The sequence below is a fragment of the Streptomyces sp. NBC_01439 genome, assembly GCF_036227605.1.
Classification (GTDB): domain Bacteria; phylum Actinomycetota; class Actinomycetes; order Streptomycetales; family Streptomycetaceae; genus Streptomyces.
On the sequence record NZ_CP109487.1, the window covers coordinates 8,891,999 to 8,917,861 of the forward strand.

The 25,863-nt window shown below is 73.0% G+C and carries 21 protein-coding genes; 6 read left to right on the forward strand and 15 right to left on the reverse strand.

Translation table 11 applies throughout. The annotated features are described in order from the left end of the window. Positions 1-6: 6 nt before the first annotated feature. Both OG207_RS40570 and OG207_RS40575 read right to left on the reverse strand, forming a co-directional pair. Positions 7-891, reverse strand: a complete 885-nt coding sequence (locus OG207_RS40570) for a hypothetical protein (protein ID WP_329106232.1) — start codon at positions 889-891, stop codon at positions 7-9. 73 nt (positions 892-964) lie between these two features. Continuing rightward, the gene (locus OG207_RS40575) at positions 965-2,809 is read right to left on the reverse strand and encodes a siderophore-interacting protein (RefSeq protein ID WP_329106235.1); all 1,845 of its coding nucleotides are present in this window, start codon (positions 2,807-2,809) and stop codon (positions 965-967) included. A gap of 264 nt (positions 2,810-3,073) precedes the next feature. Here OG207_RS40575 and OG207_RS40580 point away from each other — a divergent pair, with 264 nt between their 5' ends. The 3 genes from OG207_RS40580 to OG207_RS40590 all read left to right on the forward strand — a co-directional run bounded on the left by OG207_RS40580 (position 3,074) and on the right by OG207_RS40590 (position 4,815). Further along, a complete protein-coding gene (locus OG207_RS40580; protein ID WP_329106236.1) occupies positions 3,074-3,655 on the forward strand; it encodes a dihydrofolate reductase family protein in 582 nt (193 codons plus the stop codon). A gap of 99 nt (positions 3,656-3,754) precedes the next feature. After that, positions 3,755-4,213, forward strand: coding sequence for a MarR family transcriptional regulator (locus OG207_RS40585; RefSeq protein WP_329106237.1), 459 nt, complete (start codon positions 3,755-3,757; stop codon positions 4,211-4,213). Between the two features lie 137 nt (positions 4,214-4,350). After that, the gene (locus OG207_RS40590) at positions 4,351-4,815 is read left to right on the forward strand and encodes a hypothetical protein (protein ID WP_329106238.1); all 465 of its coding nucleotides are present in this window, start codon (positions 4,351-4,353) and stop codon (positions 4,813-4,815) included. A 142-nt stretch (positions 4,816-4,957) separates the two neighbouring features. Here the strand turns inward: OG207_RS40590 and OG207_RS40595 are convergent, their stop codons facing one another. Genes OG207_RS40595 through OG207_RS40610 form a run of 4 tightly spaced genes read right to left on the reverse strand, consistent with a single transcriptional unit; the run spans position 4,958 to position 9,016 of the window. Next, the gene (locus OG207_RS40595) at positions 4,958-6,010 is read right to left on the reverse strand and encodes an ABC transporter substrate-binding protein (protein WP_329106239.1); all 1,053 of its coding nucleotides are present in this window, start codon (positions 6,008-6,010) and stop codon (positions 4,958-4,960) included. 14 nt (positions 6,011-6,024) lie between these two features. Continuing rightward, positions 6,025-6,852 carry an ABC transporter ATP-binding protein gene (locus OG207_RS40600; protein WP_329106241.1) on the reverse strand — a complete coding sequence of 276 codons (828 nt, stop codon included), beginning with the start codon at positions 6,850-6,852 and terminating at the stop codon, positions 6,025-6,027. Beyond that, the gene (locus OG207_RS40605) at positions 6,849-7,961 is read right to left on the reverse strand and encodes a FecCD family ABC transporter permease (RefSeq protein ID WP_329106243.1); all 1,113 of its coding nucleotides are present in this window, start codon (positions 7,959-7,961) and stop codon (positions 6,849-6,851) included. The genes OG207_RS40600 and OG207_RS40605 overlap by 4 nt, the downstream gene beginning before the upstream one ends. A gap of 5 nt (positions 7,962-7,966) precedes the next feature. Next, positions 7,967-9,016, reverse strand: coding sequence for a FecCD family ABC transporter permease (locus OG207_RS40610; RefSeq protein ID WP_329106245.1), 1,050 nt, complete (start codon positions 9,014-9,016; stop codon positions 7,967-7,969). 137 nt (positions 9,017-9,153) lie between these two features. Between OG207_RS40610 and OG207_RS40615 the strand changes: the two genes are divergently transcribed. Together OG207_RS40615 and OG207_RS40620 are read left to right on the forward strand one after the other, a co-directional pair. After that, positions 9,154-9,927, forward strand: coding sequence for a helix-turn-helix transcriptional regulator (locus OG207_RS40615; protein WP_329106247.1), 774 nt, complete (start codon positions 9,154-9,156; stop codon positions 9,925-9,927). 334 nt (positions 9,928-10,261) lie between these two features. Next, positions 10,262-10,756 (forward strand): hypothetical protein, encoded by a 495-nt coding sequence (locus tag OG207_RS40620; protein ID WP_329106249.1) that lies wholly within the window; start codon positions 10,262-10,264, stop codon positions 10,754-10,756. Between the two features lie 21 nt (positions 10,757-10,777). Here the strand turns inward: OG207_RS40620 and OG207_RS40625 are convergent, their stop codons facing one another. Then, entirely contained in the window at positions 10,778-11,350 is a 573-nt protein-coding gene (locus tag OG207_RS40625) for a flavodoxin family protein (protein WP_329106251.1), read from the reverse strand. A gap of 110 nt (positions 11,351-11,460) precedes the next feature. On the opposite strand from OG207_RS40625, the gene OG207_RS40630 reads away from it, so the two are divergent. Next, a complete protein-coding gene (locus OG207_RS40630) occupies positions 11,461-11,805 on the forward strand; it encodes a MerR family transcriptional regulator (protein ID WP_329106254.1) in 345 nt (114 codons plus the stop codon). A 73-nt stretch (positions 11,806-11,878) separates the two neighbouring features. Here OG207_RS40630 and OG207_RS40635 read toward each other — a convergent pair whose 3' ends face one another. The 8 genes from OG207_RS40635 to OG207_RS40670 form a co-directional block, all read right to left on the reverse strand. Beyond that, positions 11,879-12,328 carry a DoxX family protein gene (locus tag OG207_RS40635; RefSeq protein ID WP_329106255.1) on the reverse strand — a complete coding sequence of 150 codons (450 nt, stop codon included), beginning with the start codon at positions 12,326-12,328 and terminating at the stop codon, positions 11,879-11,881. Between the two features lie 58 nt (positions 12,329-12,386). Further along, positions 12,387-13,043: a 4'-phosphopantetheinyl transferase family protein gene (locus tag OG207_RS40640; RefSeq protein WP_329106256.1), complete on the reverse strand. Its 657-nt coding sequence runs from the start codon at positions 13,041-13,043 to the stop codon at positions 12,387-12,389. A gap of 53 nt (positions 13,044-13,096) precedes the next feature. Continuing rightward, positions 13,097-13,729, reverse strand: coding sequence for an isochorismatase family protein (locus OG207_RS40645; RefSeq protein ID WP_329106258.1), 633 nt, complete (start codon positions 13,727-13,729; stop codon positions 13,097-13,099). A gap of 12 nt (positions 13,730-13,741) precedes the next feature. Further along, positions 13,742-15,469: a (2,3-dihydroxybenzoyl)adenylate synthase gene (locus tag OG207_RS40650; RefSeq protein WP_329106260.1), complete on the reverse strand. Its 1,728-nt coding sequence runs from the start codon at positions 15,467-15,469 to the stop codon at positions 13,742-13,744. Beyond that, complete coding sequence (gene dhbC / locus OG207_RS40655) at positions 15,466-16,671, reverse strand: isochorismate synthase DhbC (protein WP_329106262.1); 1,206 nt, start codon at positions 16,669-16,671, stop codon at positions 15,466-15,468. The genes OG207_RS40650 and dhbC overlap by 4 nt, the downstream gene beginning before the upstream one ends. Positions 16,672-16,845: 174 nt before the next feature. Next, complete coding sequence (locus OG207_RS40660) at positions 16,846-17,679, reverse strand: 2,3-dihydro-2,3-dihydroxybenzoate dehydrogenase (protein WP_329106264.1); 834 nt, start codon at positions 17,677-17,679, stop codon at positions 16,846-16,848. Between the two features lie 55 nt (positions 17,680-17,734). Continuing rightward, positions 17,735-18,613, reverse strand: coding sequence for a siderophore-interacting protein (locus OG207_RS40665; protein ID WP_329106267.1), 879 nt, complete (start codon positions 18,611-18,613; stop codon positions 17,735-17,737). Positions 18,614-18,702: 89 nt separating this feature from the next. Continuing rightward, positions 18,703-25,857 (reverse strand): amino acid adenylation domain-containing protein, encoded by a 7,155-nt coding sequence (locus OG207_RS40670; protein ID WP_443072882.1) that lies wholly within the window; start codon positions 25,855-25,857, stop codon positions 18,703-18,705. Positions 25,858-25,863 lie beyond the last annotated feature (6 nt).

The following is a 25,863-nucleotide window of genomic DNA, read 5'->3' on the forward strand; positions in this document are numbered from 1 at the left end:
CGTCCGTCATCGGTACGGGGCGCGCGGGGAAGGCGGGAGCGCCCGGTGGATCACGCGCAGGACGAAGGAATCCGGGGGCTGCCACACGTTCCGGTCGGCGAACGCCCAGGCGTAGACCGGGGATCCGTCGCGGACGCAGTCGAGCAGTCCGGGCGCCGCGAGTTCGTGGGCCGACCACTCGTACAGCTGCTGCAGTCTCGGCGCGATCACACCGAAGTCGAGGAGGCGGCCGAAGCCGATCTCCCGGTCGAGATGGGCCCGCACCGAATCGTGGAGCGGGTACTCGGCGGGGAGCACGCGGGACAGCTGCAAGAAGATCCCGGTCATCTCCACCCTCGGATCGCCGAGGAACGGGGCGAGCGGATGCAGCCGGCCGAGGGCGATACGGGGCGCCGCGACGAGGGCGTGGGCGTACAGGACGCGGCAGAGGACGACGTTCATGAAGAACCGCTCGGTCTCGTTCTCCGCCTCCGCGAGGTCGCGGTGCTCGAGGTAGGCGGCGACCACGCTCCCGTTGTGCGCCCGGTACCAGGCCCGGGCCGTGGGGTGGTCGGCGAAGGACAGCCAGTGGTCGACGGTGCGCGCGGAGGCGGGCCCGCCGAGCCCGCCGCTCAGGCCCACCGCCTCGCAGCCGTCACGCAGGATCCGTTCGTTCACCGCCCGCCACCACGGACTGCCGGGCCGGTCGGCGAACGCCGGCTGCAGCACGCCCCGCCGCACCTGCCAGCGCATGAACGACATCGCCGCCCGGCGGAACGGCAGGTGCCGGGGCGCCTTGCCGAACGGGCCGGAGTAGCAACGCTCCATCAGGGCCATCCGCCCGGCGGGGTCATCGCGGACCGCGGCGACCTGCTGCCCGGCCCAGGCTGCGGCCGTGACCTCAGACATCATGAGCACAGAGTGGCACAAACCGGATGGAGCGCTACGGTGCCCGGCCGGGCGGCACTCCGCGTCCGCGTCCGGGTCAGGCGCTCGGCGCGAGCACCCACAGCCGGTGGTCCCAGCCGACGTCACGGCAGTCGCGCACCGCGAGCCCGGCCCGCTCCGCCAGCGCGGTCACGTCCTCCACCGAACGCAGCCCGGAGCCGAACGCCGCCGTGAGCCGCAGGTGGTGCAAGGCCGCGTCGATGTCCTCCGGGTCGGCCGCCTCGACCTGCTCGACCAGCACCAGAACGCCGTCGGCCTCCAGCGCGGCCGCGGCCTCGGTCAGGGTCAGTACCGCGTCCTCGTCAGGCAGCCACTCCAGCAGCCGGCACAGCAGGAGCGTCCCCGCACCCGACGGCACCGGGTGGGTCTGCGCTACGAGTTCCACCCGGGGCAGCACCTCCGGATCGAGGATCTCCCCGCCCAGGACCCCCAGCACCGACGGCAGGGCGGCGAGCCGAACCCGCAGCCCGGGAAACTCCTTGACCAGCGCGTTCACGACCGTGCCGGCGCCGTTGCCCGTGGCACCGAGGACGTTCACCGCCGACCAGTCGAAGGCACCGGCCACCCCGGTCGAGACCCAGCGCGCCTCGTCCTCGATCGCGGTGCGGGCCGAACCGCCGAGGCGCACATCGGTGCGCAGCGCCTCCGCCAGGGACTCACCGGAAGCGGTCCGGCAGCCGTTCGCGCCCGAGCGCAGCCGCTCGGCGAGCCCCGCCAACGACAGGTCGAAGGCGGCCTGGGCACCGCGCAGGTCGTACTCCTCCAACGAGTGGTCGTCCTCGACCAGTTCCTCACCCACCGGCGTCAGCCGGTAGCCGTCCTCGGCCTGCTCGAGCACCTCGATCTCCACGAGGTACTTCAGCAGCGCACCGAGCGAGCGCGGCTCGGTCCCGCTGCGCCGCGCCAGCTCCGCGGGCTCCCGTACGCCTTGGTAGACCAGGTCGACCAGGCCCAGGGTGACGGCCACGCGGATCGCCAGCCCCGGTGCCAGGTCGGTCAGTTCGTGGAGCCGGCCGTGCGCGTCCTCGCCCTCCAGGACATCGGGGTCGGCGGGCTCGGTGTGGCCGGGCGCGACCTCGGCCCGCCGCCAGTAGCCGGTGATGTGCGTCTGCTCGCGCGGAACGCCCCGCTCCACCGACAGGTGCCGCCGGATGCCCTTGAGGGTGACGGCCTCCCCGGCCGCCCAGACGAACACCGTGCCCGGCAGCCACTCCATGTCGCGCACCGCGCGCTCCAGCAGATCGCTGCGCCCGGCCGGCGTGCCCGCGCGCACCAGCCAGGTGACTTCGGCCTCCGCGCGCGTCGGCAGTTCCTGACGGTGGCTCTCCTCGCCGACCTCGATGAACACCCGGGCCCGGGTCCCGTCGGGCATTTCGTCGAGCCAGCGGCCGATCGCGGGCAGCGCCGTCTCGTCGCCGATCACCAGCAGCCAGTCGGCGCCCTCGGGGTGGCCGTGCGACATCTTCGGCCCGGCGATCCAGGTCACCTGGCCCGGAGCGGCCTGCTGCGCCCACGACGAGGCGATCCCGCCGTCGTGCCGGACGAAGTCGAAGTCGATCTCCCCGGCCGCCGGGTCGAACCGCACCGGCGTGTAGTCCTTGGAGATCGGCCGTCCGTCCGAGGGCCAGTCCAGGCTGCTGACGTTCTGCCGGGGCAGCACCGGATCCCGGCCTTCCTCCGCGAAGAAGAACTTCACGTGGTCGTCGAAGCCCTCCGTGCGCAGCGGCGGTAGGGACAGGCCCGCGTGCTCGAAGGCGTGCAGCTGAGGTCCGCCCAGGGTCACCCGCCGCATCCCGGGCGTGACGTCCGAGACGCGCAACACCGTCAGCTCCCTGAGCACGATGGGGAAGGTGACGACCGGGCGGGGACTACGGGTGGACATCCGACTTGCTCCTTCACATCCGTCCGGCAGATCCGGCATGCGGCCACGCTACGGCGCCCCGGGCGCCCCGCATCCAACCCGCGGGCCACGACACTGGCACCCCGCGCGCAATCCGGACGGCCGCGTTCCCGGCACGCCTCGCGGGCCTCGAGGCCCACCTACGGCCAGCGTCCTCGGCGACCGTCCACAGCGGCCGGCCTGGTGACGAGAGCGACAGCTCACGGCACGCTAATTTGGGGCACCCCCAGAGCAGAGGAGGGCCCCGTGGGCAAGGTGGTCATGTACGGCTCGGTGTCGGTGGACGGCTTCATCGCGGACGAGAGTGACCAGCCCGGGCCGCTGTTCGACTGGTTGTCCAGCGGTGACGTCCCGTTGGACGGGAGCGGCGAGCTGAAGGTTTCGCAGACGTCCTACGACCACACCCGGCCGTACTGGGACCAGATCGGGGCGACGATCGTCGGCCGCCACGTCTTCGACATGACGGACGGCTGGGACGGGATGCCTCCGGGCGGTATCGACCACGTGGTCGTCGTGACGCACCGGCCGGAGCCCGAGGGCTGGGACCCCGAGGCGCCGTTTCACTTCGTCGACGGCGTCGAGGCAGCCGTGGCCAAGGCGCAGGAGCTCGCGGGTGACCGCATCGTCGAGGTCGCCGCCGGCGACGTCGGTGGCCAGCTGCTTGCCGAGGGTCTGATCGACGAGGTGCGCATGGACGTCGTGCCCGTCGTGTTCGGGTCGGGCAAGCGCTATTTCGGGTCGGTCCACGCGCAGCACCTGTTGGAGGATCCTGACGTGGTGATCCAGGGCAACCGGGTGCTTCACCTGAGTTATCGGGTGCGCCGTTGACCGATCCGAGCGGGCCTCGAGGGCTGGACCTCAACCGTGCTTGAGTTCCTACGGTGGTGCGCAGACGATCTCGAAGAGAGCGAACGGAGCGGATGCGCCATGGAGTACTCGCACGACGACGCCGAGTTGGTGCGGCAGCCCATCGGTTACTGGAGCTGGGCCGCCTCAGATGCGGTGGTCACCCGTATCAGGGCCGTCCTCGCCGGAATCGGCACCACCCAGCCGCAGGCGTGGATCCTGGCGCAGATCGCGAAGGCCGAGGTGCCGCCGACCCGGGACGGCGTGACCGGCGTGCTGAGCGGCTACGCGGCCGAGGGCATCGATGACCTCGACGAGGAGATCGACGCCACCATCGGCCGCGGATGGGTCACGCAGGACACGGGCGGACGCCTCGAACTCACGGCCGCAGGAGCGGACTTCTACGCCCGGGTGGCCGCGACGCAGGCGGAGCTGTGGCAGGAACGGCACCGGGGGATCCCGGACGAGGAGTACGTGATCACGCTCAAGGTCCTCCAGCGGTTCATCCGCAACACCGGAGGCGACGCCTGGCACCACTGAAGCCGGGCGGACCGGTGGAGCGATCTGGCGCCCGCGGCGACCGTGCTGTGTAATCGACGACTGTGGACGGGAGCCTGGCAGCCATCGTCGGTGCGGCCATAGGGGCGGTCGGAGGGCTAACTGGTGGTTGGCTGTCCGTGGTCGGGCAGTCGAGGCAGCGCCGCGAGCAGCAGAGTGCCGATCACCAGCAATGGCGTGCCGAGATGAGACGCGACGCCTATGCCTCGTACCTGGCCGCCACACGCGAGTTGAACGCGGCGTGCTGGAAGGTTGCCGACCAACTGGCTGCGCAGGAGGCCACGTCGGCCGACTGGAAGGCTGCACTCGCCGAAACGCACGATGCCTGGGCCAGGTTCAGTACGGGTTCGTCGGCAGTGGCTGTCGCCGGACCGCGGGCCGCGGCGGACAGGGCAGCGGACCTGCACCGGGCGATGCGGAGGTGCGAAATGATCGTCGTGGACTGGGCGCGTGCGGCGATCAGGGACGGCGTGTCCCCCGCGGACGACCATCGGGCGCGGTTCGCGTCCGCCGCCGACGCCAAGCAGGCCCCCCTTGCCGCCTTTCAGCAGGCCGCGCGCGAGGCTCTGGGGACGGAGCGATGAGGGCCGCGTTCGTGTCTCCCATCGGCGGTGTCAGCGCGTCGTCCACCCCCGTGCGCACGATGCCGTGCTCAGCCGGAACCGCCCGGGCGGGCCCGGCTCCCGGAGGAACCGGGCCCGCCCTCGGGCCGCGCGGGCGCGGGCGTCACTGGCCGGCGGCGGCCTTCGCGAGGAGCGGGGTGAGCTGCTCGACGACCCACGGGGCGCTCAGCGCGTCCGGGTAGGCGATGGCCGAGGACAGCGAGTTGTCCGACGGGATGACCGTGAAGTGCTTGGTCTTCACCGCGTTCAGCGACTGGAACAGCTTGTTGGACTCCAGCTCGGTCGCGCTGATCACACCGCGGTCACCGAAGGGGTAGGTCACGAGGAGGACGTCGGCGTCGAGCTGGTCCAGGTTCTCCATGCTCACGGCGTTCTTGTCCGGCGCGTAGTTTTTCGCCTTGTCGGTCTTGGTGAAGCCGAGCTTCTCGAAGACGCCCGGGTCCTGGTCGGCGTAGGACATGAAGCTGACCTGCTCGGGGTGGACGACCGTGTAGGTGTACGTCTTGCCCTTGAACTCGGGGTGCGCGGCCGCGGCTTCCGACGTGGCCTTCTCGTTCGCCGCGATGACCTCGTCGGCCTTGGCACTCATGCCGAGGGCCTTCGCGGCCGTCTTCAGCCGGTCCTGCCAGGTCATGGTGTCGGCCTGTGCCTTGTCGGTGAAGGTGACCACCGGGGCGATCGGCTGCAGCTTGGCGTAGTCCGCGTCCATCTCCCAGGTGTTCATGCCGAGGATGATGTCGGGGGCCTCGGCCGCGATGGCCTCGTAGGCGGTGCCGTCGGCGTCGTCGTACGTCTTCAGCTTGCCGGCGCCGAGCTTGTCGATGGCGCGCTGTTTGTACTCGGGAACCTTGGCGCCGTCCTCGACGTCCGGGGTGATCACCGGGACGATGCCGAGGGCCAGCGCGATGGCGGTGTCTCCGTCGGAGACCGTCGCGACCTTCACCGGCTTCTTCTTGACCTCGGTCTTGCCCCACGCGTTGGTGAGGGAGACGGGGAAGGCGGCGGACGCGTCGGCTCCGGCAGCGGCCGGCTTGTCCTTGGCGGCGGTCGAGTCCTCGCCGCCGCACGCGGTGAGCAGGCCGAGACAGGCGGCGGCCGCGGTGAGGGCGGCGAGGGCTCGGGCCGGGCGACGGTGCGTTCTGTGCAGGACGGACATGATGATGGTGTCTCCTATGCGGGGATTCGACGGCCCAGGGGGAAGATCTGGGGCCGCTCTGAGCGGGGATGGGGGACGACGAGACAGTCCAGGCCGAACACTTCGGCCACGGTCTCCTCGGTGAGCACCTCTTCCGGAGTGCCCCGGCGCACGATCCGGCCGTCGCGCATGGCGACGATCGTCGAGGCGTACAGGGCTGCCTGGTTGAGGTCGTGGGACACCAGCACGATCGTCTTTCCGGCCTGCTCGTTGAGGTCGGCGAGGAGGTCCATGACCTCGATCTGGTGGGCGATGTCCAAGTAGGTGGTGGGCTCGTCCAGGAGCAGCGTCGGCGTGTCCTGGGCGAGCGCGAGGGCGATCCACACGCGTTGGCGCTGGCCGCCGGAGAGCTGGTCCACCGGGCGATCGATCAGCTCGGCGGTACCGGTTGCCAGCAGGGCGTCCGCGATGACCTCGTCATCGGCGGCGGTGCGCCGCTGTCCGAACCGGCGGTGCGGATGGCGGCCGCGCCAGACGAGGTCGCCGACGGTGATGGACTCGGGGGCGATCGGCGACTGCGGCAGGATGCCCAGGCGGCGGGCCACCTCGCGGGTGGACAGGGCGTGGATGTCCTGGCCTTCGAGGAGGACCGAGCCGGCCGCGACGGGCAGCAGCCGGGCGACGGACTTCAACAGGGTTGACTTGCCGCAGGCGTTCGGGCCGACCAGCGCGGTGATCTTGCCCGGCTCGATCCCGAGGGTGAGTTCCTCGATGATCGGCTTGCGCTCGTACCCGGCGCTGATGCCGCGGGCTTCGATCCGGAAGCCGGCGTCGGGGGAGGAGGGTACGGGTCGTGCGCTCATGTGGTGGCTCCTTGCCTGCGCCGGAGGATCAGCCAGACGAAGTAGGGGGCGCCGAGCAGTGCCGTGAGGACGCCCGTCGGAACCGGGCTGATCACGGGGCCGTGCTGGGCGAGGACATCGGCGCCGAGGACGATGACGGCGCCGATCGGAACGGCCAGGGCGACGGACCGGTCGGCGCCGACCAGCCGGACCGCGATGGGCCCGCTGATCAGCGAGACGAATCCGATCGGGCCCGTGACGCTGGTGGCGAGCGCGGCGGCCGCTGCCCCGACCAGCAGGGTCGCGATCCGGACGGCGCCCACCCGGGTCCCGAGCCCGAGGGCGAGTTGGTCGCCGAGGGACATGCTGCCCAGGGACCGGCCCAGCAGCGCGGTGCAGAGCCCGCACACGGCGAGCGCACCCGCCAGCGTGGACACCCCCTCCCAGGTGGCGTCGTTGACGCTGCCGACCAACCAGCGCATCACCTGCGCGATCCCGTGCTGACCGGCCACCGTGAACAGGTAGTTCACGTACGCGGTGCACACGGCGCTGAGGCCGATGCCCACGAGGACCAGGCGGTAGGTGTCCACGCTCCCGCCGTGCCTGCTCAGCGCGAGCACCGTCGCCACGAGGGCGAATGCCCCAGCGATACCGGCCAGGGAAGTCCCGAAGGGAACGGCCGGGGCGAACAGCAGCACCGTGGTGGCGCCGGCTCCGGCGCCCGCCGAGATGCCGACCATGTCCGGGGTGGCCAGCGGGTTGCGGATGAGCCGCTGGTACAGGGCGCCGGAGAGGCCGAAGAGGGCTCCGGCGAGCAGCGCCGCCAAGGCGCGCGGCAGCCGGATGCGGAAGATCACGTAGTCGGCCAGTCCGGTGCGCAGCCCGAAGGCGGCGGGCAGGACGTCGCCCGCCGGGATCTTCTTGACCCCGCCGAGCAGGATCGAGGCGACGAGCAGCGCGAGCAGCATCAGGACGAGTACGCAGGCGACGAGGCGGGCCCGGCGGATGCCCGCCCGGTGGGCACCGCGCAGCCGGGCCGCGGTGGCGGCCCTGAGTTCGGCCGCCGTGTCCCGGGAGGCCTGTCCGAGGCTGCGCGCCCCGTCCGCCCGTGGCGCGTGTGTCTGTGGCATGTCATTCACATCCGGACCAGGTCGCGGCGGCGCGCGAGCCACACGAAGAAGGGGGTGCCGACGAAGGCGGTCATCACCGACACCTGGACCTCGACGTGGTCGATCACCAGCCGTCCGGCGGTGTCGGCGCCGACGAGCAGGACGGCTCCGCAGGCCATGGACAGCGGCAGCGACCAGCGGTGGTCCGCGCCCACCAGCATCCGGGCGGTGTGCGCGGCGACCAGTCCGACGAAGGCCACCGGCCCCACGGCCGCGGTGGCGGCGGCGCACAGCAGCACCGCCACGGCCGCACTCGCCAGCCGGTCCCGCTCCACCCGGATGCCGAGTCCGCGGGCAGTCTCGTCTCCGAGGCTCAGCAGGTTCAGGGTGCGCCCCAGGGGCAGCGCCAGCACCAGGCCGGTGAGCGCGAACGGGAGCACCTGGCCCAGGAACTGGCCCCGGCCGGTGAGTTGGCCGACGGACCAGAAGCGCAGGTGGGCGTAGACGGCCTCGTCGCGCACCACGAGCAGGGTGATGAGCGAGGACATCACCGCGGCGACGGCGACGCCCGCGAGGACGAGGCCGATCGTACTGCTGCCCGCGTTGGTACGGGTCCCGATCAGGAAGACGAGGACCGCGGTCACCGCCGAGCCCGTCAGCGCCATCCAGAAGTACCCCTGCACGCTTGACGCGTCGAGGAAGAGGATGCCGAGGACGACGAACACCGCCGCGCCCTGCTGCACGCCGAGGACGCCCGGCTCCGCCAGCGGGTTCATCGTCAGTGCCTGCATGATGAGCCCGGAGGCGCCGAGGGCGGCCCCGACGGTCAGGCCGAGCAGCGTGCGCGGTATCCGCTCCGTCCACAGGACGTCGCCGTTGTAGCCCTCCGCGCCGGGGTGCAGCAGGATCCGCACGATTTCCAGCGGGGATATGTCACGCGCGCCGAGGCCGATGCTCGCGATGGTCACGGCGGCCAGCATCAGGCCGGCGAGCACCACGACCACGGCTGTGCGCGGGGCACGGGGCCGCGCGGGCGTCGGGGTCGGTGGTGCGGCCGGCGAAGCCGATTGCTTCATGGGTCTTCGGGTACTCCTCACCTGCTCAAGCTCGAAGTTAGGTTAGCCTTACCGAAGCGGGGTCCGGTCCAATGCCGGAGTCGAACCGCTCACAATCAGGGGTCAAGAACGCTGACCCTGCGGTAGGGGAGGATGTTGTGGCCGAGACGGGACTGCGCAGCGTGTGGTTCGAGGAGACCCGCGCGGAGGACGTGATCATGGCCGATGACGACTTCATCGCCGAAGGCGGACACCCGCTCCACGTCCACGAGTTCCACCAGTTCCTGCACGTTCCGGTCGGCCGGATCGTGGTCACCGCCCTCGGTCGGGACTACGAGCTGTCCGCCTCGGTGGCCCTGTGGATCCCGGCGGGCATCGCGCACAGCGCACGGTTCGGAGCCGACTCCGTCATCGCGGTCGAGTCCTTCGATGCGGATCGGTTCGAGCTGCCGTACGAGGACGTCACCACCATCAACATCACCGACGCCCAGCGCAGACTGGTCCTCGGGCGGATGCGCAGCACCTGCGCCCAGGAGGAGGACCCGGAGGTCTTCGCGGCGCTGTCCGCGGGGCACCGCAACTGCCTGCCGCTGCCCCAGCCCACCAGCCACACCGCCGGCGCCGTGGCGCGCGAGCTGGCCCGGACGCCGAGCGACCCGCGCACCGCGACGGAGTGGGCGGAGAACCTCTACACGAGCTCGACCAGCCTGCGTCGGGCCTTCCGCGCGGAGACCGGGATGGCGTTCTCCGAATGGCGCACCCGGCTCCGCCTCAACCATTCGCTGGGCCTGCTGGAGCAGGGCCAGTTGGTGAGTTCCGTGGCCGCCCGGGTGGGCTTCGTCAGCACCAACGGCTACATCCTGGCCTTCCGACGCCACTTCGGGCAGACCCCGGGCGCGTACGTGCGCAGCTCGCTGGACCGGTCCGCGTAGGGCCTAGAGGCGGCCGCCGGCCGACGGATCGCCACGGTCCTGGCGGGCGGAAACGGACCTGCCCCGTACCCGGGGGTCACGACCCGGGTGCGGGGCAGTCGGGTGTCCGGGTCAGCCGCCCCGGCCGGCGCTTCCCACCGGGCCGAGCGACCAACCGGTACGGCGGCCGAATCGCTCTCGGACACCCGTACGAGGTCATCGTGCGCCGGGACGGACTCGTGCCCCGGCAGATCTTGACCTCGACCCCGGCGGTTGGTGCGGACACCTGCCGAAGTGATCTCATGGGCGGTCACGAGGTTCGGCGGAGCGGCCGAACGCGCGGGAAGGACATGTGGTGGTCGAGCGGGAAGCCGTGGGTGTCACGGTCACGGGATTGGTCGAGGCGGCCACGGACGACCAGAGCGGCGCCCTGTGGCGACTACGGAACAAGGGCCGACAACTCGACGCGAATCTGGTGCGCCTGCTGCCCGGCGGCGAGATCGCCGTACACCGGGAGCCCGAGGTGGACGTCCTCCTCACCGTCGTGCAGGGCGGCGGTTCGCTGACCCTGGACGGTGCCGGGATCGAGGTCGTGCCCGGCTCCCTCACCCTGCTGCCGCGCGGCTCCGCCCGCTCGCTCCGAGCCGGCCCCGAGGGACTGGTCTTCCTCACCGCCCACCGCAGGCGGGCCGGCATGGCCATCGGCCGGCCGCCCCGCACCGAACCCCGCACACCGCAGTGCCCGCTCCACCTCGTCTGCGAGCAGTGCCACCGGCACGCCATCGAGGCCGACGCCCGCTACTGCAGCCGCTGCGGTACCTGCCTCGTCCCCCGGTCCACCACGGGCTGACACCGAGGAGCGACGGACCCCCTACGGGAACCGGGCGAGGGGGGCGTCCTGCGCGAAGAAGGTCTTGGCCCGGACCATCGCCCGCTCGTCGTCACGCACCTGGCCCGGTCGGGAGCCGTTGCCGAGCAGCACCCCGCCGAACCCCATCTGCAGGTAGGCCGCGGTGTGGTGAAGGCTGGTCACCAGCCCCTCGGCACGGACCTCGTCGTGGTCCGCCATGGCCGTCACGCCCCACAGGGTCCGGCCCGCCATCCGCTGCTTGAAGTCCGAGCCGGGGGTCGTGAGCCACCCCGACCAGTAGTCGAGGTAGCGCTTGGTGTGCGCGGAGAGCGCGTACCAGTACAAGGGCGAGGCGATCACGACGTCGGTCGCCTCCAGCGTGGCCAGCCGCAGGGCCTCCTCGCCCTCCGAGGGCGTCCAGCCCTCGGCCTCGTGCCGCCCGTCCTGGAAGTCGGGCAACGCCGCCCCGGCCAGGTCGACCCACCGCTGCTGGACACCGGCGGGCAACTGCTCTGCGGCCGCCCTCGCGAGCAGCTCGGTGTTCCCGTCCGCACGGGAGCTGCCGAGGACGAAGAGGAACGAGCGGTCGGACATGAACATCACTCCAGCGGTGCGCGGTTCGAGCCGGCGGAATGCCCGCCGGTGGGGCCGACGTTAGACGTTGACATCAATGTGAAGGTCAACCGGATGCAGAGGTACGGCACATGCTGATCGGCGAACTGTCCCGGCGCACCGGCGTCAGCTCCCGGCTGCTGCGCTACTACGAGGCGCAGGGGCTCCTCGACGCGGAGCGCGGCCCGAACGGATACCGCGACTACACGGCGGATTCCGTGGCCGCCGTGCGCAAGGTGCGCGCCCTGCTCGCGGCCGGCCTGTCCACCGAGGTGATCCGCGCGGTGCTGCCGTGCGTGCGGGGCGAGGGGGTGCGCTTCGCCTGGTGCGAGGAGATCCGGGCCGTCCTCGACGGGGAACTGGCCGCCATGGACGCGCGCATCGAGGGCCTGCGGCACAGTCGAGCCGCCCTGGCCGGCTACCTGGAGCAGCCCTGAGCGCCCCTGAGCAGCCCTGAGCCCCGCCCCCGGGGAAGTGGGGCGGGGCTCAGGGGGAGCGGGGGGCACGGCCTCAGGCGGCGGCTGGCCGGGGTCGCTGCTCGTTCTCCGCGGTCCGGTTCCCCCGGGCGGGCAGGAGCCGGTCCAGGGCGAAGGCACCCGGGCCGGTGAAGACGAGCAGGAGGAAGGCCCAGCAGTACATCGCGGAGGACTCGCCGCTGTTCTGGATCGGGAAGAGGGCGTCCGGCTGGTGGGCCGTGAAGTAGGCGTACGCCATCGAGCCGGAGGCGAGGAAGGCCGCGCTGCGGGTCCCGGCGCCGAGCAGCACCAGGGCGCCGGCGACGAGCTGGATCACCGCCGCGTACCAGCCCGGCCAGGTCCCGAAGGGGACCGTACCGCCGCCGTGCGCGCCGCCGAGGACGCCGAAGAGGGAAGCGGCGCCGTGGCAGGCGAACAGGAGGCCGGTGACGATCCGGAAGAGGCCCAGGGCGTAGGGCCGGGCGGCGTTCAGACGTTCCGTCATGGGGAGACCCTTCTCAGGTAACGGGGACGTGGGGCGGGGAGCGAGCGGGAGAGGACCGTCAGCCGGTCCACAGGGCCAGGGCGGCGGCCTCGCCGGTGGACACCGGCAGGTCGTACACCTGGGGTTTGGCGGTGGGCGCCGGTTCCGCGGCCGTGCCCACGTGGGGCTGGCGCGTGCCGTGCGCCGGGCCCTGCCCGGTGGACTTCAGCACGGCCTCCTTGCGCGTCCAGCAGCGGGCGAAGGCGGCCGCCCGGGCGGGCCGGGGCAGGGCCAGCAGTGCGGCGCGTTCGTCCTCGTGCAGGTCGGCCATGGTCTCGTGCACCAGGGCGTCCGAGGGCAGGCCCTCCACGTCGACGCCCACGGGTACGGGAGCGACCGCGACCAGGTCGCCCGCGCGCGCCAGGGAGAAGTGGACGGGGCGGCCCGGCAGGTAGGGGCGCCCGTGCGGACCGCCGCACGTGGCGCACGGTTCCCGGTCGATGATGAGGCGCGCCGGCGGAGTTCCGAGCACGGTGCCCAGGACGTCCCGCAGGCAGACGTGCGCGACCAAGAAGCGGTCCACGTCCGCGAACCGCCGGAAACGGTCCGCCCGCAGGGACTCGGTACGGTCGAGCTCGCCCCGCCGGGCCGTGGCGGCCGCCGCTTTCTCCGCCACCGAAGCCGCCCACACGCGGGTCTGCCCGGGCAGGGCCACCGGCAGCGGCACGGGATACACGGGCGGTACGTGCGCGGCGGCCACCCGCGGTCGGGCCCGGAGCGGGGCCGGTCTCACAGCTGCGCGCAGACCCGGTCGGCCGTGGTGACCACGGCGCAGCGGCCCGCCGCCCACTCCAGGGCCATCCGGTGCTCGCGTTCGGAGAAGTCGGCGACGGCGTCGGCGACCACGAAGGCCTGGACGTCCTGCATCCAGGCGTCGCAGGCCGTCATCAGCACGCCGATGTGGGCGTACACGCCGGTGATCACCAGCTGGTCCCGGCCCGTCGCGCGCAGCCGTTCCAGGAGGTCGGTCCGGACGAAGGCGCTGTACTTCCACTTCGTGAGCACCGTGTCGTCCGGCCCCGGCGCCACGGCGGCGGGGATCGCGGCGGCCGTCGGGTCGGCGGGCAGACCGGGTCCCCAGAAGTCCTGCTGCAGCCCGCGCTCGGCCGGGCTCTGACCGCCGGGCTGCGCGGTGTACAACACGGGCACCCCGGCCCGGCCCGCCTCCTTCTTCAGCCGCGCGACCTGCTGGAGCATGCCGGTGACGGGCTGTGCGTCCGTGTCGAAGGCCGACAGGAAGTAGTTCTGCAGGTCGTGGACGAGCAGGACCGCACGGTCCGGATGCACCGTCCAGTCGACGCGGTTGGCCGGCAGCTCCTCGGCGGTCGGCAGCGGGTAGGGGGCGATGGCGGGCAGGGCCATGGGTTCATCCGTTCAGTGCTGGTGGGGCGGTACGGGGACGGGGGCGGCGGCGGCCGGGGTGGCGGGTGCGGCGGTGCGCAGGTCCCGTTTGGAGACCTTGCCCACGCCGGTCTTGGGGAAGGCGGCGACGAACTCCACCCGGTCCGGCACCTTGTACGCCGCGAGGCCGCGCTCCCGAACGAACTTCTTCACTGCGGCGGGCCGCAGTTCTCCTGCGCCCTCGCGCAGGATCACGTAGGCACAGGTGCGTTCGCCGAGATAGGGGTCCGGTTCGCCGACCACGTTGGCGTCGTGGACGGCCGGATGCGCCAGGATGTGGTTCTCCACCTCCTCCGCCGCGATCTTCTCCCCGCCCCGGTTGATCTGGTCCTTGGCGCGTCCCTCGACGACCAGGTGCCCGGTGGGCGTCATCCGGACGATGTCTCCGGTCCGGTAGAAACCGTCCGCGGTGAACGACCGGGCGTTGTGCTCGGGCGCGTTCCAGTACCCGCGGATGGTGTAGGGGCCGCGGGTCAGCAGGTGGCCGGACTCGCCGGGGAGCACCTCGCGGTCCTCGTCGTCGACGATCCGGATCTCGTCGTCGGGGGAGATCGGCCTGCCCTGGGTGGTGACGACGGTCTCCTCGGGGTCGTCGAGGCGGGTGTAGTTCACCAGCCCCTCCGCCATCCCGAACACCTGCTGGAGGGTGCAGCCCAGGCCCGGCCGGACCCGGCGGGCGGCCTCCTCGCTGAACTTTGCGCCGCCCACCAGCAGGACGTCCAGGCTGCCGAGGTCCCGGTCGGTGCGCGCGGCCGCCTCCGTCCAGAGCAGGGCCAGCGGAGGTACCAGGCCGGTGATCGTCACGCCCTCGGACTCGATCAGCGGGAAGGCGACGTCGGGTACCGGCTGCGGGCACAGCACCACCCGGCCCCCCGCGTACAGGGCGCCCAGTGAACCGGGCGAGGACAGCGGAAAGTTGTGGGCGGCGGGCAGGGCCACCAAGTACACCGAGTCGGCGTCCACCGCGCAGATCTCGTTCGAGGCCCACAGCGAGTAGATGTAGTCGTCGTGGGTGCGCGGGATCAGCTTGGGCACACCGGTGCTGCCGCCGGAGAGCTGGAGGAAGGCGAGGTCGTGCGGGGCGGGTCCGGGGCCGAGCCCTCCGGCGGGTACGTCCAGCGGGACCTCGGACAGCGCCGTGAAGTCACCCGGGTCGGCGGCCGCGACGAACACCTCGCGCAGTCCGGGGACTTCGGCGCGGACGGCGGCGGCGAGCTCGCGGTAGTCGTAGCCGCCGTGCACCGCGGGGATCACGTACGCCGCCGCCCCGGTGAAGGAGCAGAAGTAGGAGATCTCGGTGCGGCGGTGCGCCGGCAGGGCGAAGACGGGCAGGGCGCCGATCCGGAAGAGCGCGAAGACGACCTCGAAGAACTCGGCGGTGTTGGGTAGTTGTACGACCACCTTGTCGCCGGGGGCGATGCCGCGCGCGGTGAGGCCCGCGGCCATCCGGTCGGCCCGCGCGTCGAGTTCGCCGTAGCTCCAGGTGCGCCGGCCGCCGTCCGGGCCGCCGTCCGGGCCGCCGGCCGGGTCCACGAGGGCGATCCGGTCGGGGTGGGCCGCGGCCCGCTCCCGCAGTACGGATCCGAAGGTCTCGCCCCGCCACCAGCCGGCCGCCCGGTAGCGCTCGGCGAACTCGGCGGGCCAGGGCCGCCACGCGGCGGCCGCTGCTGCGGAGCCGTGGTCGTCGTGGGGGTGGCTCACAGTTCGGCTCCGACGGCCTGCAGGAAGGTGCGGAACTTCGCCGCGGTCTCCGCGGTCTCGGCATCGGGATCGGAAGCGGAGACGATCCCCGCCCCGGCGTACAGGCGCAGCCGGTTGTCCTCGGCCTCGGCGCAGCGGATCGTGACGACCCACTCGCCGTCGCCGGTGCCGTCCTCCCAGCCGATCATGCCGGTGAAGAAGCCGCGGTCGAAGGGCTCGGTCTCTTCGATGACCTTGCGGGCCACGTCGGTCGGACTGCCGCAGACGGCCGGGGTCGGGTGGAGGCTGGAGGCGATCTCCAGAGCGGAGACGTCGGGCTGGGCGAGCACTCCGGTCACGGTGGTGGACAGGTGCCACATGGTGGCCGTACGGAGCAGGGTGGGGCGCTCCGGGACGTCGAGGGAGCTGCAGTACGGGGCCATGGCCTGGTGCACCGCGTCGACGACGACGGCGTGCTCGTGCAGGTCCTTGGCGGACTGGAGCAGGGCGGCGGCCCGGCGGACGTCCTCGGCGAGGTCCGCGCTGCGCGGGGTCGACCCGGCCAGCGGATTGGAGATGAGCCGGTCGCCCCGGCGGGACAGCAGCAGTTCGGGGCTGGCGCCGAGCAGGTTGCGGCCGGGGCCGGTGGGGAGCGCGAAGGTGTAGCCGGAGGGGTCACGGCGGGCGAGCCGCTGGACCATGGCGGGTATGTCCAGTGGTCTGTCGGAGGCGAGTTCCAGGGTCCGGGCCAGTACGACCTTGCTGAACTCCCCCTGCCACATCCGGTCGACGGCCGCGGACACGCCCTTGGCGTAGACGTCCGGCTCGGGGACGGAGGCGATGGCCCAGTCGGCGGGCGCCGGCCCGGCGGCGGGCAGGGCGATCAAGGGGTCCGAGGCCAGCGGCGGGCCGCTGCGCAGGGACTCCGGCACGACGAGGGCGGCGCGCGCGTCCGGGGCGAAGGGGATCGCGCCGATCACCACGGGGTAGGGGTGCCCGGCCCGCCGGGCCTCGGCCAGGGCCTGGGCGACGCGGTGCGGCAGGGGTTCGGCGGAGTGGGCGACCTCCTGACGGATGCCCTGGGCCAGCAGCGTCCGGGTGGGCGTCGCGAGGAACCGGGCTCCGCCGCGGTAGGCGTCGAGCAGCGTGGTGGCGGCGCCGACGGAGGGGTGTACCGGATCGGCCGGTGCGGGGGGCGTGGCGACTTGGTGGACCGTCGGCACGGTGACTCCTCTTCAGGGTGGGGGCAGGTGCGGGGCAGGTGGGTGCGGCCGGGCGGTCGCCGGCTGCGGGGAAGTGCGCAGGTGCGGGGCGGTGCGCGTGGCGCGGGTGGTGCGGGTGGTGTGCGTGGCGCGGGGATCGTGCGTGGTGCGCGGGCCGGAGGGGCTGCCGCGGGGTCAGCGCAGCGTGGCTCCGCCGTCCACGTAGAGGTCCTGCATGGTGATGTGGCGCGCTTGGTCCGAGGCGAGGAACACGACGGCGTCGGCGATGTCCTGCGGGTCGGCGATCCGGCCCAGCGGGATTCCCGTCCGGTAGCTGGCGAGGTCCCCGTCCAGCACCCGGGCGGGCGCCTGCGGGTCGGTCCAGAGCCCCCACTGCATGGGGGTGTCGGTGGAGCCGGGTGCCACGATGTTGCAGCGCACCCCGCTGCGGGCGTACTCCAGCCCCAGACACTTGGTGAACATGACGGCCGCGGCCTTCGAGGCGGCGTACGCTGCCATGCCGGTGCGCGGGATCCCGGCGGCGTTGGAGGCGACGGTGACCACGCTGCCGCAGCCGCGGGCCGCCATGGCGGGGACGACGGCGCGGGAGGTGAAGAAGACGCCCTGGACGTTGACCGCGAAGGTGGCCGCCCAGTCGTCGTCCGTCAGTTCCGCGACCGGTGCGGTGCGCAGGACCCCGGCCACGTTCACCAGGATGTCGATCGGGCCGAGTTCCCGCCCGATCTGCCCGACGGTCCGGTCGACGGCCGCCGGGTCGGTGACGTCGAGTTCGTAGGCGCGGACGGCCCCGTCGCCGGAGGCCGGCGCCAGCCCGGCCTCCGGGTCCAGTTCAGCCGCCAGTGCGATGACGGCCTTCGCCGAGACGTCCGTCGCCGCGACGGTGGCGCCGAGGCGGAACAACGTACGGACGACGGCCTCGCCGATGCCCTGGCCCGCACCGGTGACGAGCGCGACCTTGCCGGTGAATCCGCTGGTCCCGGAAATGCCGGGCGCACGGTGGTCGGACATGCCGCCCCCTCCTCAATTCTTAGGTAAGCCTAACCTAATTAAATGCTGAACGGCACTACGTGGCGGCTGCGTTGTCCGCGGGGGCCGCGTCCTCGTCCTCGTCGTCCAGCGGCTCGTGGTGGTCGAGGCCCGCGACACCGCGCTTCCAGAAGCCGTCCACGTCCGTGTACTGACGGTTCAGGCCCAGTTCCCGGTGCAGGTAGCGGCGGATCGGCCGCAGCTCCCCGGCCTCCCCGGCGATCCAGACGAAGGGCAGGCCCGGCAGGAAGTCCACGCCCCGTACGGCCTCGTCCAGGAAGTCGCCCTCGCCGTGCGCGAGGCCGTCCCGGTGCAGCCAGACGATCTCGGCGTCGGCCCGGGTCGGCAGTTCCTCCTCCTCGCCCGCGTCGTCGACGAGGAGGAAGACCTTGGCGGGAACCCCTTGCGGCAGGTCCTCCAGCATCCGGGCGACGGCCGGCAGGGCCGTCTCGTCGCCCGCGAACAGGTACCAGTCGAACTCCCACGGAACCACGATCGAACCGCGCGGCCCCGCCACACCGAGCCGCATCCCCGGCTCCGCCCGCTCCGCCCACCGCGCTGCCACGCCGTGGCAGTGCAGGACGAAGTCCAGGTCCAGCTCACCGGCCACGGGGTCGAAGCAACGGGTGGTGTAGTCGCGGGAGATCGCGAACGGCGGCTCCGCCGGGAACTCCAGCCCGTCGCCGTCGTCCGCCACCCGTGGCAGTACGAGCCGTCCAGTGCCCGGCTCGGGGAAGAACACCTTCACGTGATCGGCGGGGGAGCGGTCGACGAAGCCGTCGAGCTCCGGTCCGCCGAGGGTGACGCGGACCATCCGCGCCGTCACCCGGCGCACGCGCAGCACCTCCAGGGTGCGCACCGCGATGTCGTGGTGGACGACGTCTATGCGGGGCCCGGGGCGGGGGCCGTTGGTCATGATGACGCTCTCTCTTCCTCGAAGGGGACGTGGAGGGGAGGGGTGCGGGTGGGGGCGTCGCACAGCGCCCCCACCCGCACCCCGGCGGGTCAGTCCCGGGCGGTCGGACCGGCCGACGCCAGCGCACGCGCCAGCACCGGGCCGATCTGCGCCAGGACCGCGGGCGACATCAGGTCGTCGTGCGAGCAGTCCAGGACGTGCTCCTCGATCCGCCCGTCCAGGTACGCGGGCCACACCAACCCCGGTGCCTCCGCCGCCGGAGTGGACCGGGACGCGGTGAAGAACAGCACGTCACCCCGGTAGCGCAGGGTCCGGCTGCGCGACAGCAGCCGTACGCAGTGCACGTTCGTGTCGACGATCGCCCCCAGCAGCGCCTCGTCGAAGCCGGCCAACAGGCCCTGGCTGTCGCGGATCGCGCCGACCGCCTGCGCCCGGTCCACCGGAGCGTCTGCCTCCGGCGGGTTGAGCCCGGCCACCGAGAGCAGGAAGCCGCTCTCCTCGCGCTCGAGGCGCTCGCGCCAGTCCGGGGCGTCGATGTACGACCAGTCCTCGATCTCCGGCGGGTAGGCGTCCAGCAGACCCAGGAAGGCCACCTCCTCACCGCGCTCCTGGAGCAGCGCGGCCAGTGTCTGCGCCACGGTCCCGCCGAAGGAGTAGCCGAGGAAGTGGTAGGGACCCTCGGGCTGCACCGTTCGGATCTCCTCCAGGTACAGCTCCGCCAGGGCGGCCACGTCGGCCACCTCGGGCTGCTCTCCCGCCAGCCCCGGCGACTGGAGCCCGTACACCGGTCGGTCCGCGTCCAGGTGGCGCAGCAGGCCCGTGTACTGCCAGGCGAAACCGGACGCCGGGTGGAAGCAGAACAGCGGCGCGGCCGTGCCCCGTTCGCGCAGCGGCATCAGCACCCGCAGCGCGTCCCGGCGGGCGTCCGAGCCGATCCGGGCGGCCAGGTCGGCCACCGTGGGTGCGGCCATCACGGCCCCGACCTGGACCGGGGTGCCCAGTTCCGTGCGGATCCGGCCGACCAGCCGCATCGCCAGCAGCGAATGGCCGCCGAGCTCGAAGAAGTTGTCCTCGGCGCCGACCCGCTCCAGGCCCAGCACGTCCGCGAAGATCGCGCACAGCAGCTCCTCGCGCGCGTCCTTCGGCGCGCGGCCGCCGCCCGCGTCCCCGAAGTCCGGGGCGGGCAGCGCCGCCCGGTCCACCTTGCCGTTCACCGTCAGCGGCAGCGCCGACAGCTCCACGAAGGCCGACGGAACCATGTACTCCGGGAGCGCGGCCGACAGCCGGGCCCGCAGGGCGGCCGGCTCGGGGGCCTCCGCGGCCGACGCCACCGTGTAGGCGACCAGCCGCTTGACCCCGGTCGGCCCGGTGTGGACGACCACGGCCGCCGCCGCGATGCCCGGCTCGGCCGCGACGGCCGACTCGACCTCGCCGAGCTCGATGCGGAAGCCGCGGATCTTGACCTGGTCGTCGGCGCGTCCGAGATAGTCGATCTGCGCGTCCCCGCGCCAGCGCACCAGGTCGCCCGTGCGGTACATCAGCGTCCCCGGCTCGCCGAACGGGTCGGCGACGAACCGCTCCGCCGTCAGCGACGGCCGGTCGAAGTAGCCGCGGGCCAGACCCGCGCCCGCGAGGTACAGCTCACCGGCCACACCCACCGGGACCGGCCGCAGCGCGCCGTCGAGCACGTAGGCCCGGGTGTTGTAGATCGGCCGTCCGACGCACGAGCTGATGCTGTCGTCGACGTCGGCGCCCAGTGCGTTGATCGTGTATTCGGTCGGGCCGTACAGGTTGTAGCCCATGGTGCCCTCGGTGTGCTTCAGCAGTTCCCAGAGCCCGTCCGGCACCGCTTCGCCGCCCAGCAGGAACAGTGCGGGCCGGTGCCGGTCCGCGTCCAGCAGACCCGCCTCGACCAGCTGGAGACCGTACGAGGGCGTCACGTTGACTACGTCGATGCCCACCCGGTCGTAGTGCGCCGTCAGGGCCGCCGGGTCCAGCCGCAGTTCCTCGCCGATGACGTGCACCTCGTGCCCGTTGACCAGCCAGAAGAACTCCTCCCACGACATGTCGAAGGCGAAGGACACGGTGTGCGCCACCTTCATCCGGCGCCCGCCCGCGAGCGCCACCGCCGGAGCGAAGATCCGCTCCCGGTGGTTGAGGAGCATGTTGGTCAGGCCCGAGTAGGGGACCACGACCCCCTTGGGCCGCCCGGTGGAGCCGGAGGTGTAGATGACGTACGCCGGGCGCCGGCCGTCTCTTACCCCCGTCAGCTCCGACTCGCCCAGGGGCCCGTCCGGCAGTGCCGCCAGCTCGGCCAGCACCGCCGGATCGTCCAGCAGCAGCGCCGGTACGCCCTCCACCACCGGCACCCGGTCCGTCACCGGGGCCGTCGTGACCAGGCACAGCGGAGCCGCGTCCGCCACCATCGCGCCGAGGCGGTCCACCGGGTGGTCCAGGTCCAGCGGCAGATAGGCCGCGCCGGTCTTCAGTACGGCGAACAGCGCGACCACGAAGTCGGCCGACCGGGGCAGACCGAGGGCCACCACGGTCTCCGGCCCGGCACCGCGCGCCACCAGGGCCCGGGCCAGCCGGTTCGCCCGGGCGTCGAGCTCCGCGTAGCTGAGCCGCTGGTCCTCGAAGACCAGGGCCGTCTCCCCGGGGGTCCGGGCGGCCTGTTCGGCGAACAGGTCGATCACCGTGGTGTCCGGGACCGCGTGGCCGGTGTCGTCACCGGTCGCCAGCAGTTCGGCCCGCTCCACCGGGTCCAGGGTGACCAGCCGGCCCACCGGGACCGACCCGCCGTCGGCGAGCTGTTCCACCAGCAGCGCGAGCCGGCCCGCCAGGTGCCGGGCGGTGGGCTCGTCGTACAGGTCGGGCCGGTAGCCGAGGCTCAGCTCCAGGGCCGGGCCGGGGGTGACGGCGAGGGTCAGCGGGTAATGGGTGCCGTCGACGCTGTGCGTCCAGCCGATCGCGTGGGTCGCCACCGCCTCCTCGCGGGCGGCATCGTTCAGCGGCGTGTTGCGGAACACGTACAGGGTGTCGAAGAGCTGGCCGAGACCGGTCAGCTGCTGGATCGGGCCGAGTCCCACGTAGTGGTGCGGCAGCAGCGCCGCGTGCTCGCCCTGCACCCGCACCATCAGCTCGCGCAGCGGCTCGTCGGGGCGCAGCGCGACCCGGAACGGCAGCGTGTTCATGAACATGCCGATCATCTGGTCGACGCCGGCGAGGTCAGCGGGACGGCCGGAGACGGTGGCACCGAACACCACGTCGTCCCGGCCCGTCATCCCGGCCAGCGCCATCGCCCAGGCCGTGCTGAGCACGGTGCTCAAGGTGACCCCGCAGCCGCGCGCGAAGGACCGCAGCCGGTCGCTGGTCGCCTCGTCCAGCGACAGGTCCACCACCTCGGCGGTCACCGGCTGCCGGTCCGGATCGGCCCGCGCCACCAGTGTCGCCTGGTCCAACCCGGACAAGTGGGTGCGCCAGGCCTGCTCGGCGGCCTCCCGGTCCACGGCCGACAGCCAGCGCAGGTAGTCCCGGTAGGGGGTGACGGGCGCCAGCACGTCACCCGAGCCGCCGTGCCCGTACAGGGCGAACAGCTCCTCGAAGAACAACGACTCCGACCAGCCGTCGGTCAGGATGTGGTGCTGCGTCACGCACAGCATCCAGCGCTCCGCCGAGAAGCGGATCAGCGCCACGCGCAGCAGCGGCGGGGCCGCGAGGTCGAACCGGGCCGCCGCGTCGGCGAGGGAGAACTCCCGCAGCGCCTCGTCCTGCGCCGCCCGGTCGAGGTGGCTGAGGTCGATCTCCCGCCACGGCAGCTCCCACTCGCCCGGGACCACCTGCACCGGGCCGTCCAGGCCCTCGTGCCAGAAGCCGGACCGCAGGTTGGGGTGGCGGCGCAGCAGCGTGTCGAAGGCGGCGCGCAGGGCGGGCCCGTCGACGGCGTGCAGCAGCTCGACGAAGTTCTGCATCAGGTAGACGTCGAGGGCCCGGTCGTCGTAGACGGCGTGGAAGTACAGGCCCTCCTGCAACGGCGCCAGCGGCAGCACCTCCTCGACGTGCGGGAACACCGAGGCCAGCGCGGCCTCCTGCCCGGCGTCGAGGGTGACGAGCGGACCGGACGGCGCCAGGAAACCGCCCTCCTGGTCGCCGGCGTTGCGGGCCGCCGCGGCCATCCGCTCCACGGTCCGCTGTTCGAAGACGTCGCGCGGGGTGAGGACCAGACCCGCCTTGCGGGCCCGGGTCACCAGCTGGATGGAGACGATGCTGTCCCCGCCCAGCGCGAAGAAGTCGTCGTCGATCCCTGCCGAGGCGAGCCCCAGCACCTCCGCGAAGACGGCGCACAGCGCCTCCTCGCGGGCGTCGCGCGGCGGCCGCGACAGCTCCGCGCCGCCCAGCTCGGGCGCGGGCAGGGCGCCACGGTCCAGCTTGCCGCTGACGTTCGTCGGGAGCGAGTCCAGGGCCACCACGGCCGCCGGGACCATGTAGTCGGGCAGTACGGCGGTCAGCGCCTCGCGCAGCGCCGCCGGTTCGACGGAGCCGGTCACGTAGCCGACGAGCCGCTTGACCCCGGGGGTGTCCTCGCGGACCACCACGGCGGCGGACCCGACACGGGGCAGCGCGGCCAGGGCCGACTCCACCTCACCGAGCTCGATCCGGTAGCCGCGGACCTTCACCTGGTCGTCGGCCCGCCCCAGGAACTCCAGCTGCCCGTCGGTGCGCAGCCGTACGAGGTCGCCCGTGCGGTACATCCGCGAGCCCGCGGGCCCGTACGGGTCGGCCACGAACCGCTCGGCGGTCAGCGCGAACCGGCCCAGGTAGCCGCGGGCCAGTCCGTGACCCGCCAGGTACAGCTCACCGGGGGTCCCGGCCGGCGCGGGCCGCAGGGCGGAGTCCAGTACGCGGGCGCAGGTGTTGCCGATGGGCCGGCCCACGATCGGGGTGGCCGAGTCGGCCAGGTCGGCGCCGAGGGCGTCCACCGTGTACTCGGTGGGCCCGTACAGGTTCACCGACATGACCCCGGGGGCCGCGCGGACCTCGGTCCACAGCGCCTCGGGGACCGCCTCGCCGCCCAGCAGCAGCAGCCCCGGCCGGTGGTGCGAGCGGCTCAGCAGCCCCCACTCCAGCAGGGCGCCGGCGTAGGTGGGCGTCACGTCCATGGCGTCGATCCGGTGCTCGCGGACGTAGCCGACGGTGAATTCGGCGTCGCGGCGGCCGATCTCGTCCAGGACGTGCAGCTCGTGGCCCGAGACCAGCCAGAACAGCTGCTCCCACGAGGTGTCGAAGCTGAAAGAGGCGGTGTGCAGGGCCCGCAGCGGCCGCCCGCCGGCCGCCGCGACGGCGGGGGCGAAGACGTCCGCGATGTGGTTGGCGTACAGGTTCGACAGACCGCCGTGGGTCAGGACGACACCCTTGGGGCGGCCCGTGGATCCGGAGGTGTAGATCACGTAGGCCGGGTGCCCGGACTCCGTGCGCGGCGGCCGGAAACCCCCATCGAGCGAGGCGAGTTCCGCGGTGGTCCGCGCCGAGTCCAAGGCGATCCGGGCCGGTCCGCCCGCCGCCCCGGCGGGCAGCAGCGCGAGCGCCGCCTCCGTGGTCAGCACGCACACCGGCGCCGCGTCGTCCAGCATCAGGGCGATCCGGTCGGCGGGGTAGTCCAGGTCCAGCGGCAGGTAGGCGGCCCCCGACTTCAGGACGGCCAGGATGGCCACCACCGATGCGGCCGAGCGCGGCACGGCCAGCGCCACCACCGATTCGGGTCCGGCGCCGTGCGCGGCCAGCAGCGCGGCCAGCCGGTCCGCCCGGTCGTCGAGTTCCGCGAAGGTCAGCCGGTCGGGTCCCGCGACCACGGCGCACGCGTCCGGCGCCTGGGCGGCCCGCTCGGCGAACCGGTCGGCGACCGTACCGTCGGCCACGTCCCGCGCGGCGCCCGCCTCCGCGGTGCGCAGCTCCGCGCGGTCGGCGGCGGTCAGCGGCTCCAGCGTGCCCACCGGGCGGCCCGGGTTGCCGGCGACCTGGTCCAGCAGGGCGGTGAACCGCTCGGCCACCCGGGCGGCGGTCCGGGCGTCGAAGAGGTCCGGCCGGTAGTCCAGGGCCAGTTCGGCCCGCTCGTCCAGGGACACGGACAGGGTGAGCGGGTAGTGCGTGCCGTCCCGGGCCTCGACCCCCGTCACCCGCACCCCGTCGGAGAGCGGCGCACGGGCGGAGGGGTCCACCGGATAGTTCTCGATGACGACGAGGGTGTCGAACAGCTCGCCGCCGCCCGCCTGCTTCTGGATCAGGCGCAGGCCCAGGTGGTGGTGGGCGAGCAGGGCGTTCTGTTCGTCCCGGAACCGCCTCAGCAGGTCCCGGGCGCTCTCCCACGGCCGCGCGGTGAGCCGCACCGGCACGGTGGTGATGAACAGCCCGACCATCGACTCGACGCCGGGGATCTCCTCGGGCCGCCCCGCGACCGTCAGGCCGAAGACCACGTCCCGGCGGCCCGTCAGGCTGCCCAGCAGCAGCCCCCAGGCCGCCTGGATCACCGTACTGGGCGTGGTGCCGAGCGAGCGTGCCGCGGCCGTCAGCCGGGCGGTGGCCGCCTCGGACAGCTCCACGCGGTGCACGCCCGGCCGCACCGCCGTGCGGGAGGCGTCGGCCGGGGCCACCAGCACGGCCTCGTCCAGCCCGGCCAGCGAGGTCCGCCAGGCGCCCTCGGCGCCCGGGACGTCCTGCGCCTTCAGCCACTTGAGGTAGTCGCGGTAGGGGCGCACCGGCTGCTGGGCCGAGGGGTCGCCGTCGCTCTCGTAGAGCGCGAGGAGGTCCCCGACGAGCAGCGGCATCGACCAGCCGTCGACCAGGATGTGGTGCACGGTGACCACCAGGAGGTGGTCGCCCTCGCCCCGGCGCACGAGCAGCAGCCGCAGCAGCGGCGGCCGGTGCAGCTCGAACCGACGGTCCAGCTCGGCCCGTTCCACCCGCCCCACCGCGGCCTGCGAGGGGTCCGCCGACAGGTCCGCGCGGCCGAGCACGAAGGTCACCTCGGCCGGCACGAACTGCACCGGCTGCGGTACGCCCTCGTGCCAGAAGCCGGCCCGCAGGTTGGGGTGGCGGCGCAGCAGTGCCGCGCCCGCCCGCTCCATCCGGTCCGCGTCGACGGGGCCGGCCAGCGACACGGAGACCTGCACCGTGTACACGTCCGGCGCGCCCGCGTCGTAGACGGAATGGAACAGCATGCCCTGCTGCAAGGGGGACAGCGGAAGCATGTCCTC